Below are 15,000 nucleotides of genomic sequence, written 5' to 3'. Positions count from 1 at the left end.
GTGGGTCGCTTACGCAGCGCCGACGATGTTGACGACCTTGCGGCCGCCCTTGGTGCCGAACTCGACCGAACCGGCCGAGAGGGCGAACAGCGTGTCGTCGCCACCGCGGCCGACGTTGGCGCCCGGGTGGAAGTGCGTGCCGCGCTGGCGGACGATGATCTCGCCGGCGTTCACGACCTCGCCACCGAAGCGCTTCACGCCGAGGCGCTGTGCGTTCGAGTCACGACCGTTGCGAGTGGAGCTCGCACCCTTCTTGTGTGCCATCTTCTACTCCCGCCTTACGCGATCTCGGTGATCTTGACGCGGGTGAGCTCAGCGCGGAAGCCCTGGCGCTTCTTGTACCCGGTCTTGTTCTTGAACTTCTGGATGACGACCTTCGGGCCGCGGAGGTCCTCGAGCACCTCGGCGGTGACGGTCACGTTCGCGAGCTCGGTCGCGGCCGACGTGATGGTGTCACCGTCCACGAGGAGCACCGGAGCGAGCTTGATCTTGCCCTTGTCGTCGGCCTTGGCACGGTCGATCGTGAGGATCGTGCCGACCTCGACCTTCTCCTGACGGCCGCCGGCGCGCACTACTGCGTAAACCACGTGGAATTCCTTACGTACTCTGCTTGAGGGAAGTCTCGGGTGCCCACTGCTGCACGAGCGGCTCCCGGGGAGGCCGGGCCCGATCGGCGACGCAGGCAGAACGGCCCGCTGACACCAGGGATCGAGAATACTCGATCCGACCGGGTCCGGTCAAACGGCGACACACGTACCATTGGCGGGTGACCGTCCTGATCGACCCGCCGACGTGGCCTGCGCACGACACACTGTGGTCGCACCTCGTCAGTGACGAATCGTACGACGAACTGCACGCCTTCGCGAGTGCCGCCGGTCTCCCCCGTCGCGGGTTCGACCACGACCACTACGACGTGCCGATGGCCCGCTACGACGAGCTCGTGGCCGCCGGAGCGACCCCGGTGACCGGTCGGGAGCTCGTGCTCCGGCTCATCCGCAGCGGCCTCCGGGTGGCGCAGCGGGACAAGCGCCCGTCCTGAGGCGGCCGCCCGTCCTGCGGGACGGCGCCCGGACACGCACGGCTCGACTCCGGCGCCGGCCTGGAGGCGCGGGTCAGCGCCGCCACGCCCGCCGGGACGTGCGCGTGGCCGCGTCAGCGCTGCGGCGGCACCCAGGGGTTCGCGGGCGGCTGCTGCTGCCCGACGGGCGGCTGCTGCGTGATCGGCGGCTGCTGCGTGATCGGCGGCTGCTGCTGCCCGCCGGGCGGCGCGTACGGGTTCGGCTGCTGCTGGGGGCCTCCCGCGCCCTGGACGGTCGCCGCGGGCACGGCATCGGGCTGCCGGAGCGTCCCGGGGGCACCCAGCGGCCGCCGCGTACCGCCCCGCGGGCGTCCGAGCCACAGCCACGCGGCCGTCGTCGTGGCCACGAGCATGAGCGTCAGCGGGAGGCCACTCTGCAGCGGCACCGTCACGATGCTCGTCACGAGTCGAGCTGCCCCGAACCCGCGGACCGCGCCGAACGCACCGGTGAACACCCCGACGAGCGCGAGCGCGGTCGTCCCCGCCGCCCCGGCGAGCACGGCACGCAGGAGGATCACGGGCAGCGGACTCCGCCGTGCGACCGGCACCAGGAACGCGAGTGCGAGGAACGCCCCGACGTGGAACGGCAGGGGTGCGAGGAAGACCCCGTGCACGAACCCCGCGACGATGCTGTCCCCCGCGCCGTAGCGCGCGAACGGGCTCACCACGAGGGAGGTGCCGAGGAGCCCGACGAGTCCGGACACGAACTCGACCACGATCACCGAGACGACCGCGATGAGCGCACCCGTCGTGTTCGTCACGGACGCGCCCGGGGCGAACGCGCGCCGGGGGTCGCCGGTCGGACGGCGACGCTGCGGGGGTGCCGGCGGCGCGTACGGCACACCGGTCGCCGGCCCCGGCCCGGGCCCGGGCACCGGCGCGGGCTGCTGCCAGCCCACGCCGTAGTACCCGCGGTCGTGCTGCCCCGGGTCCCCCGCGTTCGTCACGCTCAGTTCCCCACGATCACGGCGCCGTCCTCGGGCGCGTCGCCCTCGGTGGACGCCGGTGCGCTGATGCTCGGCGACGACACCCGTCGGGAGCGCGAGCGGCCCTGACCGGGCTGCTTCGGCTCCGGGAGCGCGTTGAGGACCGAGTCGAGCAGCGACTCCGCGTCCGCTGCGGGCACGGCGCGGGGCTCGCGCTTCGTGACGGCGACGGGGATGTCGAGGATCGCGACGGTGTTCTCGGTCGGGGTCACCGGGGCGCTCGAGCTGACCCGACGACGGACCGGGGTGGTCGAAGCCGGGGCAGCCTCGGCGCTCGGTGCCGCCTCGACGGCGGCGTCCGCGACCGGAGCGGCATCGGCCGACGCGTCCGCGTCCGCACTCGACGACGTCGACCCGCCGGCGGCCACGGCCCCGGACTCGTCGACGGACGTCGAGGCACCGGTGGCATGCGGCTCGCCGCCGCTGCGGCTGCCACGACGACGACGGCGCTTCGGAGCACCCGAGGACTCGGCGGGAGCCTCGGACGACGACGACGACGACGAGGACGAGGACGTCGACGAGGCGGGTGCCTCCGGAGCGGACTCCGGCGTGGCCGGGTCCGCGACACCGGTGACGGCGACGCCGGTCACAGCGGCGGCCTCGGCGGCTGCGCGCTCCTCGTGCGGCAGGGTCGACGCCGCGATGCGGGACAGCGCGTTCTTCACGTCGTCGGTGATCTGGTGGGTCTGCGAGCCGTGGCCGTTCGACGAGGAACCGCCGTTGCCGTTCGAGCCACCGTTGCCGGTGCCGTTGCCACCGTTGCCGTTCGACCCGCCGCCGTTGGTGCCGCGGCTCTTCCGACGACCCTTCGAGGGGCCGGGGTCGGCGTTGTTGTCGTTGACCTTCGCGTTGACCTCCTCGAGCGACTCGCGGAGCCCGACGCCGATCTTCTTGCGGGTCATCTGTACGAGGCCGAGCGAGGTGACCTCGGCGACCTGGTGCTTCGTGCGGTCGCGGCTCAGGCACTCGACGAGTCGACGCAGCACGAGGTCGCGGTTCGACTCGAGCACCATGTCGATGAAGTCGACGACGATGATGCCACCGATGTCCCGCAGACGGAGCTGACGGACGATCTCCTCGGCGGCCTCGAGGTTGTTCTTCGTGACGGTCTCCTCGAGGTTGCCGCCGGACCCGACGAACTTCCCCGTGTTGACGTCGACGACCGTCATGGCCTCGGTGCGGTCGATGACGAGCGAACCACCGGAGGGCAGCCAGACCTTGCGGTCGAGGGCCTTCTCGATCTGCTCGTTGAGGCGGTACTCCTCGAAGGAGTCCGGGCCGTCGTAGATCTCGACGCGGTCCTTGAGGTCCGGCGCGACGGCGTCGAGGTAGTCCTCGATGGTCCCGCGTGCGGCGTCGCCGTCGATGATGAGCTTGGTGAAGTCCTCGTTGAAGACGTCCCGCACGATCTTGACGAGCAGGTCGGGCTCGGAGTGCAGCATGACCGGCGCGTGCCCGTTCGCGACCTTCTTCTGGATCGCCTCCCACTGGCTCGTGAGGCGCTGCACGTCGCGGGTGAGCTGCTCCTCGGTCGCGCCCTCGGCAGCCGTGCGGACGATGACGCCGGCGTGCTCGGGGAGGACCTCCTTGAGGATCTTCTTCAGGCGCGCACGCTCGGTGTCGGGCAGCTTGCGGGAGATCCCGTTCATCGAGCCGTTCGGCACGTAGACGAGGTAGCGACCCGGCAGCGAGACCTGCGAGGTCAGGCGGGCACCCTTGTGGCCGACCGGGTCCTTCGTGACCTGCACGAGCACCTTGTCGCCGGGCTTGAGCGCCGACTCGATGCGCCGACCGTGGCTGGTGTCCACGGAGTTCCAGTCGACCTCGCCCGCGTAGAGCACGGCGTTGCGACCGCGGCCGATGTCGACGAACGCCGCCTCCATCGAGGGCAGCACGTTCTGCACCTTGCCGAGGTAGACGTTGCCGATGAGCGACACGTTGTGCGACTTCGTCACGTAGTGCTCGGCGAGCACGCCGTCCTCGAGGACGCCGATCTCGATCTTCTGCGAGCTGGAGCGCACGATCATCTGGCGGTCGACGCTCTCGCGGCGGGCGAGGAACTCGTCCTCGGTGATCACCTGACGGCGACGGCCGGCGTCACGGCCGTCGCGCCGGCGCTGCTTCTTGGCCTCGAGTCGCGTCGAGCCCTTGATGCGCTGCGGTTCGGTGATGAGCTCCGGCTCGCGCTCGCGCTCGCGCTCACGCTCACGACGGCGCGGCTCGGCCTGCTCGGCGGCACCACCGAACGAGCTGCCCCCGCGACGGCGGGAACGGCGACGGCCGCCGCCCTGCTCGTCCTCGTCGTCCTCGGGAGCCGAGCGGGGCGCACGCTGCGGCAGGTCCGGGAGGACCGGCGCGTGGAAGATCAGACTCGTCGTGCTGGTCGCGCGGGGGACGAACGGCTCGTCCGCAGGCTCCGCCGGACTGGAGGCACTGCTCGCGTCCGCCGCGGCGGTCACGTCCGTCTCCGGTGTGGCGGCGACCGCCGTGGCGGCGTCGTCCGTGGCGACCACCGGCAGGTCGCCGGTGAGGGTGCTCACGTCGTGCGGCTCGTCACCGCCGGCCGTCGCCTCGACCGCGACCGACACCGCGGGTGCCGCGTCGTCGGTCAGCGCGACGGTCTCGGTGCCGACCTCCGCCGGAGCGTCGGCGACGGGCGCCTCCGCGGCCGACGCGGCGACGGCCTGCGAGCCGGCCGCCTGCTCGACGGGGGCCGACTGCTCGACGTCACCCCGGGCCTCCAGGTCGGCCGAGCGGGCTCGGCGACCGCCGAACAGGCGGCTCCGGCGCTTCGGCGTCTCGTCGTTCTTCGTGTTGTCGTTGTTGTTCTGCTCCACCATGGAACTGGTGCACTCCTCGGCCCCGCTCGCGCCCTGTCGGGCGGCGGGAATTCTCGTGTGGCGGGTGGCGTCCACGCCCCCGTGCTCGTTGTCGTTCGCGACCGGTCCGCGGCAACTTGTGGTGCGTCCGCGCCCGTTCGTCCCCGGGCACCCGGCCCGGGCTTCGCGGAGCGTCGGAGTGACGCGTGTTCCGGTCGCGGCACGCTCTCACCGTGCCTGTTCGGTCCGGGACCAGCCCGGAAAGCTCACGCCGCGTGACCGTGTCCGGTCGTGCGACCTCACCATCATCGCATGCCCCTCACGGAAACGACCGGATCGCGCGTGCGATGATGACCGCGTGAGCACGCCGCGTACCCTCCACCGCCGTCCGATCGCGATGGGGGTGTTCCTGCTCGTGACCGGCGTCGTCGGGCTGTACGCGTCCTTCCGACTCGTGCTCGACGAGTTCGCGAAGTACGAGAACCCGAAGACCGCCCTGTCGTGCGACGTCAACGTGTTCGTGAACTGCTCCGACGTGATGACGAGCGCGCAGGGGCACCTGCTCGGCTTCCCGAACCCGCTCCTCGGTGTGATGGGGTTCGTCGCACCCATCGCCGTGGCGGTCATGCTGCTCGCCGGCTTCCGGAACGGATCCCGGTGGTTCTGGGTCGTGTTCAACGCGGGGGTGTTCCTCGCCTGGGTCTTCGTGACGTGGCTGTTCACGCAGACCGTGTGGTTCATCGGGGCCCTCTGCCCGTGGTGCATGCTCGTGTGGTCGATGACGATCCCGATGTTCTGGGTGTTCACGATCTGGAACGCCGCACAGGGTCGCTTCGGCGCCGGGGTCCAGCGCGTCGGCAAGATCCTGCTGCCGTTCTGCTGGGCGTTCCCGCTCGCGAACTACCTCGTCATCGCGGTCTCGATCATCATCGTCTTCCCGCGCATCTTCCAGAGCTTCTAGGCAGGATCGACCCCTCTCGGTGACACGTCACCGGATTCGTGGGGCCTTCCCAGCCAGGACGGCCGATCCACGCCGCCGGGGCACCTACGCTCGGAAACGATGAGTGACGACCAGGGCAAGAAGGCGCGGCGGGCCGAGGCACGGGAGCGTGCCCGGATCGCTCGCGAGAAGCAGCAAGCGCGCAGGCGCCGCAACCGCACGCTGACGATCAGCGGCATCATCGTGGGTGGCCTCGCGGTCGTCAGTGCGATCGTGCTGGTCATCGCGAACTCGGTGCAACCGGCGGGCCCGGGTCCGGCGAACATGGCGAGCGACGGCATCGTGCTGCACGGCGTCGACGGGAAGATCGAACCGGTCACGACGAAGGCGATCCCCGAGGGCGGGAAGCCGACACCGACGAAGCAGGACGACTCGGTGGCGAACATCACCGTGTACTCGGACTACATGTGTCCGTACTGCAACCAGTTCGAGACCGCCCAGATGTCCCAGATCCAGCAGTGGGTCAAGGACGGCTCTGCGACGCTCGAGCTGCACCCCTTCAACCTGCTCGACCGGGTGTCACAGGGTTCGAAGTACTCCACGCGTTCCGCCGCCGCGGCCGCGTGCGTCGCGAACGACGACCCGGACGACTTCCTCGCGTACAACACCGCGCTGTACGCGAACCAGCCGTCGGAGAACACCCGCGGCCTGACGAACGACGAGCTCGCGTCCCTGGCGGCGAAGGCCGGGGCGACGAGCAAGGACGTCGCGACGTGCATCACCGACCAGAGGTTCGCCGGGTGGGTCGCGGACGCCACCGACCGGGTGCTCAACGAGAAGCTCCCGAACTCGTCGCTCGACAAGCTGACCGGGACGCCGACCGTCATCGTCAACGGGAAGCAGTACAGCGGCTCGCTCACCGACACCGACGCGTTCTCGGCGTTCGTGCTGCAGAACGGCGGCAAGGCGTAAGGGCCAGCACCCCGCACTTCCACGAGCAGCCCCTGTGCCGTCCCCCATGGACGGCACAGGGGCTGCTCGCTGCGGGCAGCGAGCAGCGGGCCCGGAGCGGCCAGCGGCGGGCGGCAGGCGGCAGGCGGACCGAGCGAAGGGTCCTCCCCCGGACGCTCTTGGCCGTTCCGGTTCGCGAACCCCGGACTCGGCACACCCCATCGGCCAGGAGCGGAACCGAACTCGCCTCCGCCGCATCGGTCCGTCGGCTCCGCCCGGCGCCGATCGACCGGGCCGGCAGTCCGCGGCCGGCCGGTGCGTCGCTGCCGCGTGCACGACGCCCCCGCTCCGGTCCGGAGCGGGGGCGTCGTGTCCGTCGTGCGGGTGCTACTTCGCGGCGGCGTCGATCTTCGTGATGACGTCCGTGAGGTTCGCGAGCTTCTCGCCGTTCACGACGACGGTCGGCGTCCCGAAGCCCTGCGTGCCCTGCAGCGCGGGGTCGGCGAGCACGGCGTCGGTGGTCTTCGTCACCCAGCCCTTGAACTGCTCGGTCGACAGGCACTCCGAGAGCTTCGAGCCGGTCGCTCCGCCCTTCTTGACCAGGTCCGCGATCTGGTCGTTCGTGAGGCCCTTCGTGCCCTCCTCAGGCTGGTTGTCGAAGAACTGCGTCTGGACGTCGAGGAACTTGTCCGGGTCGTAGTTCGCGACGCACATCGCGGCGTTCGCGGCCCGGCTGGCGTACCGCGAGTTCTGGTAGTTGCGGTCGAGGATCGACACCGGGTGGATCGCGAGGGTGGCGTCGCCGGACTGCACCTTGTCGAGGATCTGGTCGGCGTACGCGGCCTCGAACTGCTTGCACACCGGGCACGCCCAGTCGACGTACTCGACGACGGAGGCCGCCCCGTCGGCGTTCGCCGTCGGTGCGGGCGAGGCGGTGGCGTTCGCCGCCACGGCGCCGGTCTCCACGGGGGTGACCTTGCCGTCCTTGCCCGTGAACTGGATCGCGCCCGTGATCATGTTCTTCGGACCCGTCGCGGAGACGGTGTTCGCGCTGTTCACGTTCACCACCACGATCGCGACGATGGCCGCGATCGCGATGATGCCCAGGCCGATGCCACCCTGCAGGAACCACTTGTTGCGACGCTTGCGACGGCGCTCCGCCTCGGCGCGCTGGCGGGCGACGTCACGTGCGTGGGCGCGCCGCTCGTTCTTGGTCGGTCGGTCGTTGTTCGTCATGCCGTTCGCTCCTGCGGTCGCGCGTGTCGGTCGTCGCTCACGCGAACCAGAGGCCGAGCTCACGGGTCGCGGACTCGGTGGAGTCCGAGCCGTGTACGAGGTTCTGCTGGACCTTGAGGCCCCAGTCGCGGCCGAGGTCACCGCGGATGGTGCCGGGCGCGGCCGAGGTCGGGTCGGTGGTGCCGGCGAGCGAGCGGAAGCCCGCGATGACGCCGTTGCCCGCGACGCGGACCGCGACGACCGGGCCGGACTGCATGAACTCCACGAGCGGCTCGAAGAACGGCTTGCCCTGGTGCTCCTCGTAGTGCGCGTCGAGCAGGTCACGCGGCGCGGTCAGCATCTTGAGGTCGACGATCTCGTAGCCCTTGGCCTCGATCCGACGGAGGATCTCGCCGGTGAGCTGGCGGGCGACGCCGTCGGGCTTGACGAGGACCAGGGTCTCTTCGAAGTCGGACATGCAGAACTCCTTGACGGGGTCGTGGGGTGGTGGTCAGCCCTCGCCGGCAGCGGCTCGTCGTGCGGCGTTCTGCCGGTCGAGCTGACCGCCCTTGACGAAGCAGTAGACCCACAGCGCCAGGAACACCGCGCCCACCGCGAACATGAACGGTTCGATGAAGCCGGTGGCGAGGATGGCCGCCTGCAGCAGCCACCCGAACCATACACCGGCGCGGTTGCCGGTCAGCCGCGAGGCCAGCGCCAGCACGACGATCGCGCCGATGCCGCCGCCGAACGCCACGGCCGGCGGCAGCGTCTGCTTCCCGAACGTCACGAGCATCGGGAAGAAGAACATCACGGCCTCGAGTCCGAGGGTGATCGCGAGCAGGCTCTCGCGGGCGCCGCGGTCGCGCCGCGGCTTCCGCTGACGGACCGGCCTGGAGGCGCGGTTCGGCTCGGTCACTTCGTCTCGCCTTCCGCGTGCACCAGGTCCATGACCGCGCCCACCATCACGATGGAACCGGCGACGAGGACGAGCGCGTCCTCGGCCTCCGCCTCGTCCGCGAGGTCCCGGGCCTCCTGGAGCGCCTGGTCGAGCGCCGGTTCGACGACGACTCGGTCGGCGCCGACCTCGTCGACCACGATGCGGGCGAAGGCGTCGGCGTCGAGCGCCCGCTCCCCCGGCGGCTGGGTGACGACGAAGGTCTGCACGGTGTCCTTGAGCGCCCGGACGAACCCGCGGGCGTCCTTGTCGCCGAGGATCCCGACGACGCCGACGACGTGCTCGGAGGGGAACGCCACCGGCAGCGCGTCGGCGAGGGCCTTGGCTCCGTGCGGGTTGTGCGCGGCGTCGACGACGACCACGGGGTCCTGCGCGATGGGCTGGAGGCGCCCGGGGCTCGTCGCCGCGGCCAGCCCCTCGGAGAGCACGTCCTCGTCGAGCGCCTGCGAGCCGCGCCCGAGGAACGACTCGACGGCGGCGATCGCGACGGCGGCGTTGTGGGCCTGGTGCGCGCCGAACAGCGGCACGAACAGGTCGTCGTAGGTGCCGGCGAGGCCCTGCACGCTGACGAGTTGCCCACCGACCGCGGGCGTGTCGCTCGTGACCCGGAAGCCGGTGCCCTCGACCGACAGCGTCGACTCGGTGAGCTCGGCGGCCCGTTCGAGCTCGGCGAGGGCGTCCGGCGTCTGTGCACTCGACACGACCGCGGAGGACGGCTTGATGATGCCGGACTTCGTGCGGGCGATCTCGGCGACGGTGCTGCCGAGCTGCTTCGCGTGGTCGATCGCGATCGGCGTGAACACCGCGACCTGGCTCTGCACGACGTTCGTGGAGTCCCACTCGCCGCCCATGCCGACCTCGATCACGGCGACGTCGACGGGCGCCTCGGCGAAGCACGCGAGCGCGAGGACGGTCAGCGCCTCGAAGAACGTCAGCGGCAGCTCGCCCTTCGCCGTGAGCTCCTCGTCGGTCATCTCGAGGATCGGCGCGATGTCGTCCCAGTTCTCGACGAACCGGTCCGCGGCGATCGGCTCGCCGTCGATGACGATGCGCTCCCGGATCGACACCAGGTGCGGGCTCGTCATGAGCCCGGTGCGGAGGCCGTGGGCGCGGACGATGCTCTCGGTCATCCGGGCGGTCGACGTCTTGCCGTTCGTGCCGGTGATGTGGATCACGGGGTAGGACAGGTGCGGGTCGCCGAGGAGCTCGACCGCGCGTCGGGTCGCGCTCAGCCGGTGCTCGGGCGCCTGCTCGCCGATCCGGGCGTAGAGGGCCGCCTGGACGCGGCGGACCTCGTCGTCGTCCCCGTCGGCCGGGGACGGGTCGACCGGCGCCGGGCTCGCGGGCCCCGCGGGGATCTCGATGCCCTCGGCGTTCTCGTCGTCGTACTCGTGCTCGTTCTGGTCGCTCATGCGCGTGCCACCTCCACGGACACCGTCGCTGCCTCGCCGACGTCGGTCGTCGTCGTGCCCGCGGCGAGCGGGACGACCTCGACCGCGGTCGCGAGGGTCTCCCCCGCGATGAGGTCGCGGTGCACCCGGACCGCCTCGGCGGCGTCCTCGGACACCCCCAGCTTCAGGGTGATGCGGTCGCTGACGTCGAGGTCGGCGTCGCGGCGGGCCTGCTGGACGGCACGGACGACGTCGCGCGCCAGGCCCTCGGCCTCGAGCTCAGGGGTCGTCACGGTGTCGAGGACGACGAAGCCGCCGCCGTCGAGGAACGCCACCGCCACCGAGTCGTCGGCCACGGTGAGGTCGAGCGAGTACTCGCCCGCGACGAGGTCGATGCCGCCGACCGTCACGCCGGCGTCCGTCGCGACCCAGTCGCCGCGCTTCGCCGCCGGGATCACCTGCTGCACCTGCTTGCCGATGCGCGGGCCGGCGGCGCGGGCGTTGACGGTCAGCTTCCGCTCGATGCCGTACTGCGCCAGCGACTCCTCGGCCTGCTGTTCGAGCACCACGCGCTTGACGTTGAGCTCGTCGCGGAGGATGTTCGCGAAGGGCTCGACCGCCGCCGGGTCCGGGACGACGAGCGTGAGCGTCGCGAGCGGCAGTCGGACGCGCTTGCCGGTCGACTTGCGGAGCGCGAGGCCCTTCGAGGCGACGTCGCGCACGCGGTCCATCGCGGCGACGAGGGCGTCGTCCGCGGGGAACTCGTCGGCCGACGGGAAGTCCTCGAGGTGCACCGACCGGCCGCCGGTGAGGCCCTTCCAGACCTCCTCGGTGACGAGCGGTGCGAGCGGCGCCGCGACGCGTGTGAGGGTCTCGAGCACGGTGTAGAGCGTGTCGAACGCCGCCCGGGCCTCGGGGCTCGACGCCGCACCGGCCCAGAACTTGTCGCGCGAGCGTCGCACGTACCAGTTCGTGAGCACGTCGGCGAAGTCGCGGACGGCCTGCGCCGCGAGCGGGGTGTCGAGGGCGTCGAGGTGCGCCGTGACGTCCGCGACGAGCACGCGGGTCTTCGCGAGCAGGTACCGATCGAGCACGTCGGTGCTCGCGGTGCTGCGCTGTGCCCCGTACCCCTCGGATGCCGTTGCGCCGGACTCTCCCGACGCGTTCGCGTAGAGGGTGAAGAAGTAGTAGGTCGACCAGAGCGGGAGCAGGAACTCGCGCACGCCCTGACGGATCCCCTCTTCCGTGACGACGAGGTTGCCGCCGCGGATCACCGACGACGACATGAGGAACCAGCGCATCGCGTCGGCGCCGTCGCGGTCGAACACCTCGGAGACGTCCGGGTAGTTGCGGAGCGACTTCGACATCTTCTGCCCGTCGGAGCCGAGCACGATGCCGTGACTGATGACGTTGCGGAACGCCGGGCGGTCGAACAGCGCGGTGGACAGCACGTGCATCACGTAGAACCAGCCGCGCGTCTGCCCGATGTACTCGACGATGAAGTCGGCCGGGTTGTGCGCCTCGAACCACTCCCGGTTCTCGAACGGGTAGTGCACCTGCGCGTACGGCATCGACCCGGAGTCGAACCAGACGTCGAACACGTCGGTGATCCGGCGCATCGTCGACTTACCCGTGGGGTCGTCGGGGTTCGGTCGGGTGAGGTCGTCGATGAACGGACGGTGCAGGTCGACCTCGCCCTCGGCGTTCAACGGCAGCCGGCCGAAGTCGCGCTCGATCTCCTCGAGCGAACCGTAGACGTCCGTGCGCGGGTACGCCGGGTCGTCCGACTGCCACACCGGGATCGGCGTGCCGAAGTACCGGTTGCGGGAGACCGACCAGTCGATCGCGTTCCCGACCCACTTGCCGAACTGGCCGTCCTTGACGTTGTCCGGCACCCAGTTGACGTCCTGGTTGAGCTCGCCCATGCGGTCGCGGAAGTCGGTGACCCGGACGAACCACGACGAGACGGCCTTGTAGATGAGCGGCTTGCGACAGCGCCAGCAGTGCGGGTAGCTGTGCTCGTAGGACGCCTGGCGGAGCAGGCGCCCGGCGTCGCGCACGGCCTTGGTGAGCGGCTTGTTCGCGTCCGACCACAGCATGCCGGCCACCTCGCCGAACTGCGACGTGAACACACCGCCCTCGTCGAGCGACAGCACCACGGGGATGCCCGCGGCCGCGCAGACCTCCTGGTCGTCGGCGCCGTAGGCCGGAGCCTGGTGCACGATGCCCGTGCCCTCGCCCGTCTCGACGTACTCGGCGACGAGCACTCGCCACGCGTTCTCGTACCCTTCCTGGTCGGCCAGGTGGTCGAACAGCCGCTCGTACTCGACGCCGTCGAGCTCGGCGCCGGCGACCGTGCGGAGCACGGCGGCGAGCGCGTCGTCCGCGCTCTCGTAGCCGAGGTCCTTCGCGTGCGCTGCCACGGTGTCGGACGCGAGCAGGTACCGGGCCGAGCCGGCGGAACCACCGTCAGCCGCGCCTCCCGGCCCTGCAGGGACGACCGCGTACGCGATCGCCGGACCGACCGCGAGGGCCGCGTTCGTCGGGAGCGTCCACGGGGTCGTCGTCCAGGCGAGCGCACGCACACCGGCCAGCCCGAGCGCCTCGGCGCGGGTCCCGCGCAGCGGGAACGCGACCGTGACCGACTGGTCCTGCCGCGACTGGTAGACGTCGTCGTCCATGCGCAGCTCGTGGTTCGACAGCGGTGTCTGGTCGTTCCAGCAGTACGGCAGGACACGGAAGCCCTCGTACGCCAGGCCCTTGTCCCAGAGCTGCTTCCAGGCCCAGAGCACGCTCTCCATGAACGTGACGTCGAGGGTCTTGTAGTCGTTCTCGAAGTCGACCCAGCGAGCCTGGCGGGTCACGTACCGCTGCCACTCGTCGGTGTACTGCAGGACGCTCTTCTTGGCGGCCGCGTTGAAGACGTCGACGCCCATCTCGTCGATCTCGTGCTTCTCGGTGATGCCGAGCTGCCGCATCGCCTCGAGCTCGGCGGGCAGGCCGTGCGTGTCCCAGCCGAAGCGGCGGTGGACCTGCTTGCCGCGCATGGTCTGGTAGCGCGGGAAGACGTCCTTCGCGTACCCGGTGAGCAGGTGCCCGTAGTGCGGCAGGCCGTTGGCGAACGGCGGGCCGTCGTAGAACGTCCACTCCGGGCAGCCCTCGCGCTGGTCGATGGACGCCTGGAACGTCGCGTCGCCCTTCCAGAAGGCGAGGATCCCCTGCTCGACGGCGGGGAAGGACGGGGACGGCGTGACGCCGGCTGCTGTGTCGTCTGCAGGACGGTTGAGGGGGTAGCGCACCGTGGGCTCCTGTGGGTTCGGTTCGTCTCCACGAGGACGGAGCGTGCTCCGCGGTACCACCTCGCTTGCCGGACACCGCTCGCGCTGCGTCCGACCGCTCGTTCGCCGGAAGGGGTGCGGTCCGGTCCGCCCGGTTCTACTGCCGGCCGTCGGTCGTGCCGACTGCCGGGTTCCTCCGGAGGCTCCCCGGTGATGGCCGGTTCGACGCCTGCTGGGACGAGTCTACCCGAGCGGAGCATGCTGGAGCGATGCCGTCTTCCGATGAGCCTGAGCGCCCCGAATCGCTCCTCACCGTCATCATCGCGTTCGCCGCGAACCTGCTCGTCGCGATCGCCAAGACCGTCGCCTCGCTGATCTCCGGGTCGGCGTCCATGACCGCCGAGGCCGCGCACTCGTGGGCGGACACCGGCAACGAGATCTTCCTGCTCGTGGCCGAGCGTCGCGGCGCCAAGCCCCGGGACGCGAAGCACCCGCTCGGCTACGGCCGCGAGACCTACATCTGGTCGATGTTCGCCGCGTTCGGCCTGTTCACCGCGGGCGCCGTGGTGTCGATCTGGCACGGCATCACCGAGCTCGGCGAGACCGGCCCCGCCGAGGACCTCCTGCTCAACTACCTCGTGCTCGGCGTCGCGTTCCTGCTCGAGGGCACGAGCTTCGTGCAGGCGTACCGCCAGGCGCACGGAGCCGCCACGAAGCGCCGCGTCCCGGTGCTCCGCCACGTGCTGCAGTCGTCGAACCCGACGCTCCGGGCGGTGTTCGCGGAGGACGCCGCGGCGCTCATCGGCCTCGTGATCGCGTTCCTCGGCGTCTTCCTGCACCAGGTCACCGGGCTCGCGGTGTTCGACGCGATCGGCTCCATCGCGGTCGGGCTGCTGCTCGGCGTCGTGGCGATCGTCCTCATCGAGCGGAACCGCCGCTTCCTGGTCGGCGAGGCCACGTCGCCGGAGCTCGAGGACGCGGTGCTGTCCGAGCTGCTCCGCCGTGACGAGGTCGAGCGGGTCACCTACCTGCACCTCGAGTTCGTCGGACCGTCGCGGGTGTTCCTCGTGGCCGCCGTCGACCTGACCGGCAACGAGGACGAGGACCACGTGGCCGTGCGGCTGCGACGGGTGGAGGCGTCGTTGGAGGAGAGCCGGTACATCGAGGAGGCGGTGCTGACGTTGAGCATCCCCGGTGACGAGTCGCTCGTGTCCCGTGGTGACGGCGAGGTCCCCGCGACGGTGCGGGACGGCACGGTGGAGGACGTCGCGGCGGGCGGGGCCGGCACCCTGCGGACCGAGCGGTAGGAACACCGCGCGGGAGGAGCACCGAGCGGGAGGAGCGCCGAGCCGGAGGAGCGCGGCGGGCACCACCCGCCGCGCGT

The 15,000-nt window shown here is 71.0% G+C and carries 13 protein-coding genes; 4 read left to right on the top strand and 9 right to left on the bottom strand.

What is annotated here, in order from left to right; translation table 11 throughout:
- Positions 1 to 9: 9 nt before the first annotated feature.
- Positions 10 to 264: a 50S ribosomal protein L27 gene (gene rpmA / locus ACRQ4C_RS05690; RefSeq protein WP_096898671.1), complete on the bottom strand. Its 255-nt coding sequence runs from the start codon at positions 262 to 264 to the stop codon at positions 10 to 12.
- Between the two features lie 14 nt (positions 265 to 278).
- Positions 279 to 587 (bottom strand): 50S ribosomal protein L21, encoded by a 309-nt coding sequence (gene rplU, locus ACRQ4C_RS05685; protein WP_058724856.1) that lies wholly within the window; start codon positions 585 to 587, stop codon positions 279 to 281.
- 179 nt (positions 588 to 766) lie between these two features.
- Between rplU and ACRQ4C_RS05680 the strand changes: the two genes are divergently transcribed.
- Positions 767 to 1,039 (top strand): DUF4031 domain-containing protein, encoded by a 273-nt coding sequence (locus ACRQ4C_RS05680; protein ID WP_290132351.1) that lies wholly within the window; start codon positions 767 to 769, stop codon positions 1,037 to 1,039.
- A 113-nt stretch (positions 1,040 to 1,152) separates the two neighbouring features.
- Here the strand turns inward: ACRQ4C_RS05680 and ACRQ4C_RS05675 are convergent, their stop codons facing one another.
- Positions 1,153 to 2,025 (bottom strand): hypothetical protein, encoded by an 873-nt coding sequence (locus ACRQ4C_RS05675; protein ID WP_439690430.1) that lies wholly within the window; start codon positions 2,023 to 2,025, stop codon positions 1,153 to 1,155.
- 2 nt (positions 2,026 to 2,027) lie between these two features.
- On the bottom strand, positions 2,028 to 4,904 hold the full coding sequence (locus ACRQ4C_RS05670) for an Rne/Rng family ribonuclease (protein WP_439690429.1): 2,877 nt from the start codon (positions 4,902 to 4,904) through the stop codon (positions 2,028 to 2,030).
- A 337-nt stretch (positions 4,905 to 5,241) separates the two neighbouring features.
- On the opposite strand from ACRQ4C_RS05670, the gene ACRQ4C_RS05665 reads away from it, so the two are divergent.
- Together ACRQ4C_RS05665 and ACRQ4C_RS05660 are read left to right on the top strand one after the other, a co-directional pair.
- Complete coding sequence (locus tag ACRQ4C_RS05665) at positions 5,242 to 5,844, top strand: vitamin K epoxide reductase family protein (RefSeq protein WP_290132354.1); 603 nt, start codon at positions 5,242 to 5,244, stop codon at positions 5,842 to 5,844.
- Between the two features lie 99 nt (positions 5,845 to 5,943).
- Positions 5,944 to 6,795, top strand: coding sequence for a DsbA family protein (locus ACRQ4C_RS05660; RefSeq protein WP_290132355.1), 852 nt, complete (start codon positions 5,944 to 5,946; stop codon positions 6,793 to 6,795).
- Between the two features lie 366 nt (positions 6,796 to 7,161).
- Here the strand turns inward: ACRQ4C_RS05660 and ACRQ4C_RS05655 are convergent, their stop codons facing one another.
- From ACRQ4C_RS05655 to ileS, 5 genes are read right to left on the bottom strand one after another with little or no spacing between them, the layout of a single operon-like run.
- Entirely contained in the window at positions 7,162 to 8,010 is an 849-nt protein-coding gene (locus tag ACRQ4C_RS05655; protein WP_290132356.1) for a DsbA family protein, read from the bottom strand.
- Positions 8,011 to 8,047: 37 nt separating this feature from the next.
- Positions 8,048 to 8,467 carry a nucleoside-diphosphate kinase gene (gene ndk, locus ACRQ4C_RS05650; RefSeq protein WP_439690428.1) on the bottom strand — a complete coding sequence of 140 codons (420 nt, stop codon included), beginning with the start codon at positions 8,465 to 8,467 and terminating at the stop codon, positions 8,048 to 8,050.
- Positions 8,468 to 8,500: 33 nt separating this feature from the next.
- On the bottom strand, positions 8,501 to 8,908 hold the full coding sequence (locus ACRQ4C_RS05645; RefSeq protein WP_290132357.1) for a DUF4233 domain-containing protein: 408 nt from the start codon (positions 8,906 to 8,908) through the stop codon (positions 8,501 to 8,503).
- Positions 8,905 to 10,359: a bifunctional folylpolyglutamate synthase/dihydrofolate synthase gene (locus ACRQ4C_RS05640; protein WP_439690427.1), complete on the bottom strand. Its 1,455-nt coding sequence runs from the start codon at positions 10,357 to 10,359 to the stop codon at positions 8,905 to 8,907. Before ACRQ4C_RS05640 ends, ACRQ4C_RS05645 begins: the two co-directional genes overlap by 4 nt.
- Entirely contained in the window at positions 10,356 to 13,637 is a 3,282-nt protein-coding gene (ileS, locus tag ACRQ4C_RS05635) for an isoleucine--tRNA ligase (protein ID WP_439690426.1), read from the bottom strand. Before ileS ends, ACRQ4C_RS05640 begins: the two co-directional genes overlap by 4 nt.
- Positions 13,638 to 13,885: 248 nt before the next feature.
- Between ileS and ACRQ4C_RS05630 the strand changes: the two genes are divergently transcribed.
- On the top strand, positions 13,886 to 14,923 hold the full coding sequence (locus ACRQ4C_RS05630) for a cation diffusion facilitator family transporter (protein ID WP_439690425.1): 1,038 nt from the start codon (positions 13,886 to 13,888) through the stop codon (positions 14,921 to 14,923).
- Positions 14,924 to 15,000 lie beyond the last annotated feature (77 nt).

This window comes from Curtobacterium sp. SP.BCp (assembly GCF_051903255.1).
Lineage (GTDB): Bacteria > Actinomycetota > Actinomycetes > Actinomycetales > Microbacteriaceae > Curtobacterium.
This window is presented reverse-complemented; position numbering and strand designations above follow the sequence as displayed.

What these genes read in the sequence shown, in the direction of transcription:
- ndk (WP_439690428.1), bottom strand. Translation starts at nt 8,467, where the DNA reads ATGTCCGACTTCGAAGAGACCCTGGTCCTCGTCAAGCCCGACGGCGTC.
- ACRQ4C_RS05630 (WP_439690425.1), top strand. Translation starts at nt 13,886, where the DNA reads ATGCCGTCTTCCGATGAGCCTGAGCGCCCCGAATCGCTCCTCACCGTC.
- rpmA (WP_096898671.1), bottom strand. Translation starts at nt 264, where the DNA reads ATGGCACACAAGAAGGGTGCGAGCTCCACTCGCAACGGTCGTGACTCG.
- ACRQ4C_RS05670 (WP_439690429.1), bottom strand. Translation starts at nt 4,904, where the DNA reads ATGGTGGAGCAGAACAACAACGACAACACGAAGAACGACGAGACGCCG.
- ACRQ4C_RS05660 (WP_290132355.1), top strand. Translation starts at nt 5,944, where the DNA reads ATGAGTGACGACCAGGGCAAGAAGGCGCGGCGGGCCGAGGCACGGGAG.
- ACRQ4C_RS05640 (WP_439690427.1), bottom strand. Translation starts at nt 10,359, where the DNA reads ATGAGCGACCAGAACGAGCACGAGTACGACGACGAGAACGCCGAGGGC.
- ACRQ4C_RS05655 (WP_290132356.1), bottom strand. Translation starts at nt 8,010, where the DNA reads ATGACGAACAACGACCGACCGACCAAGAACGAGCGGCGCGCCCACGCA.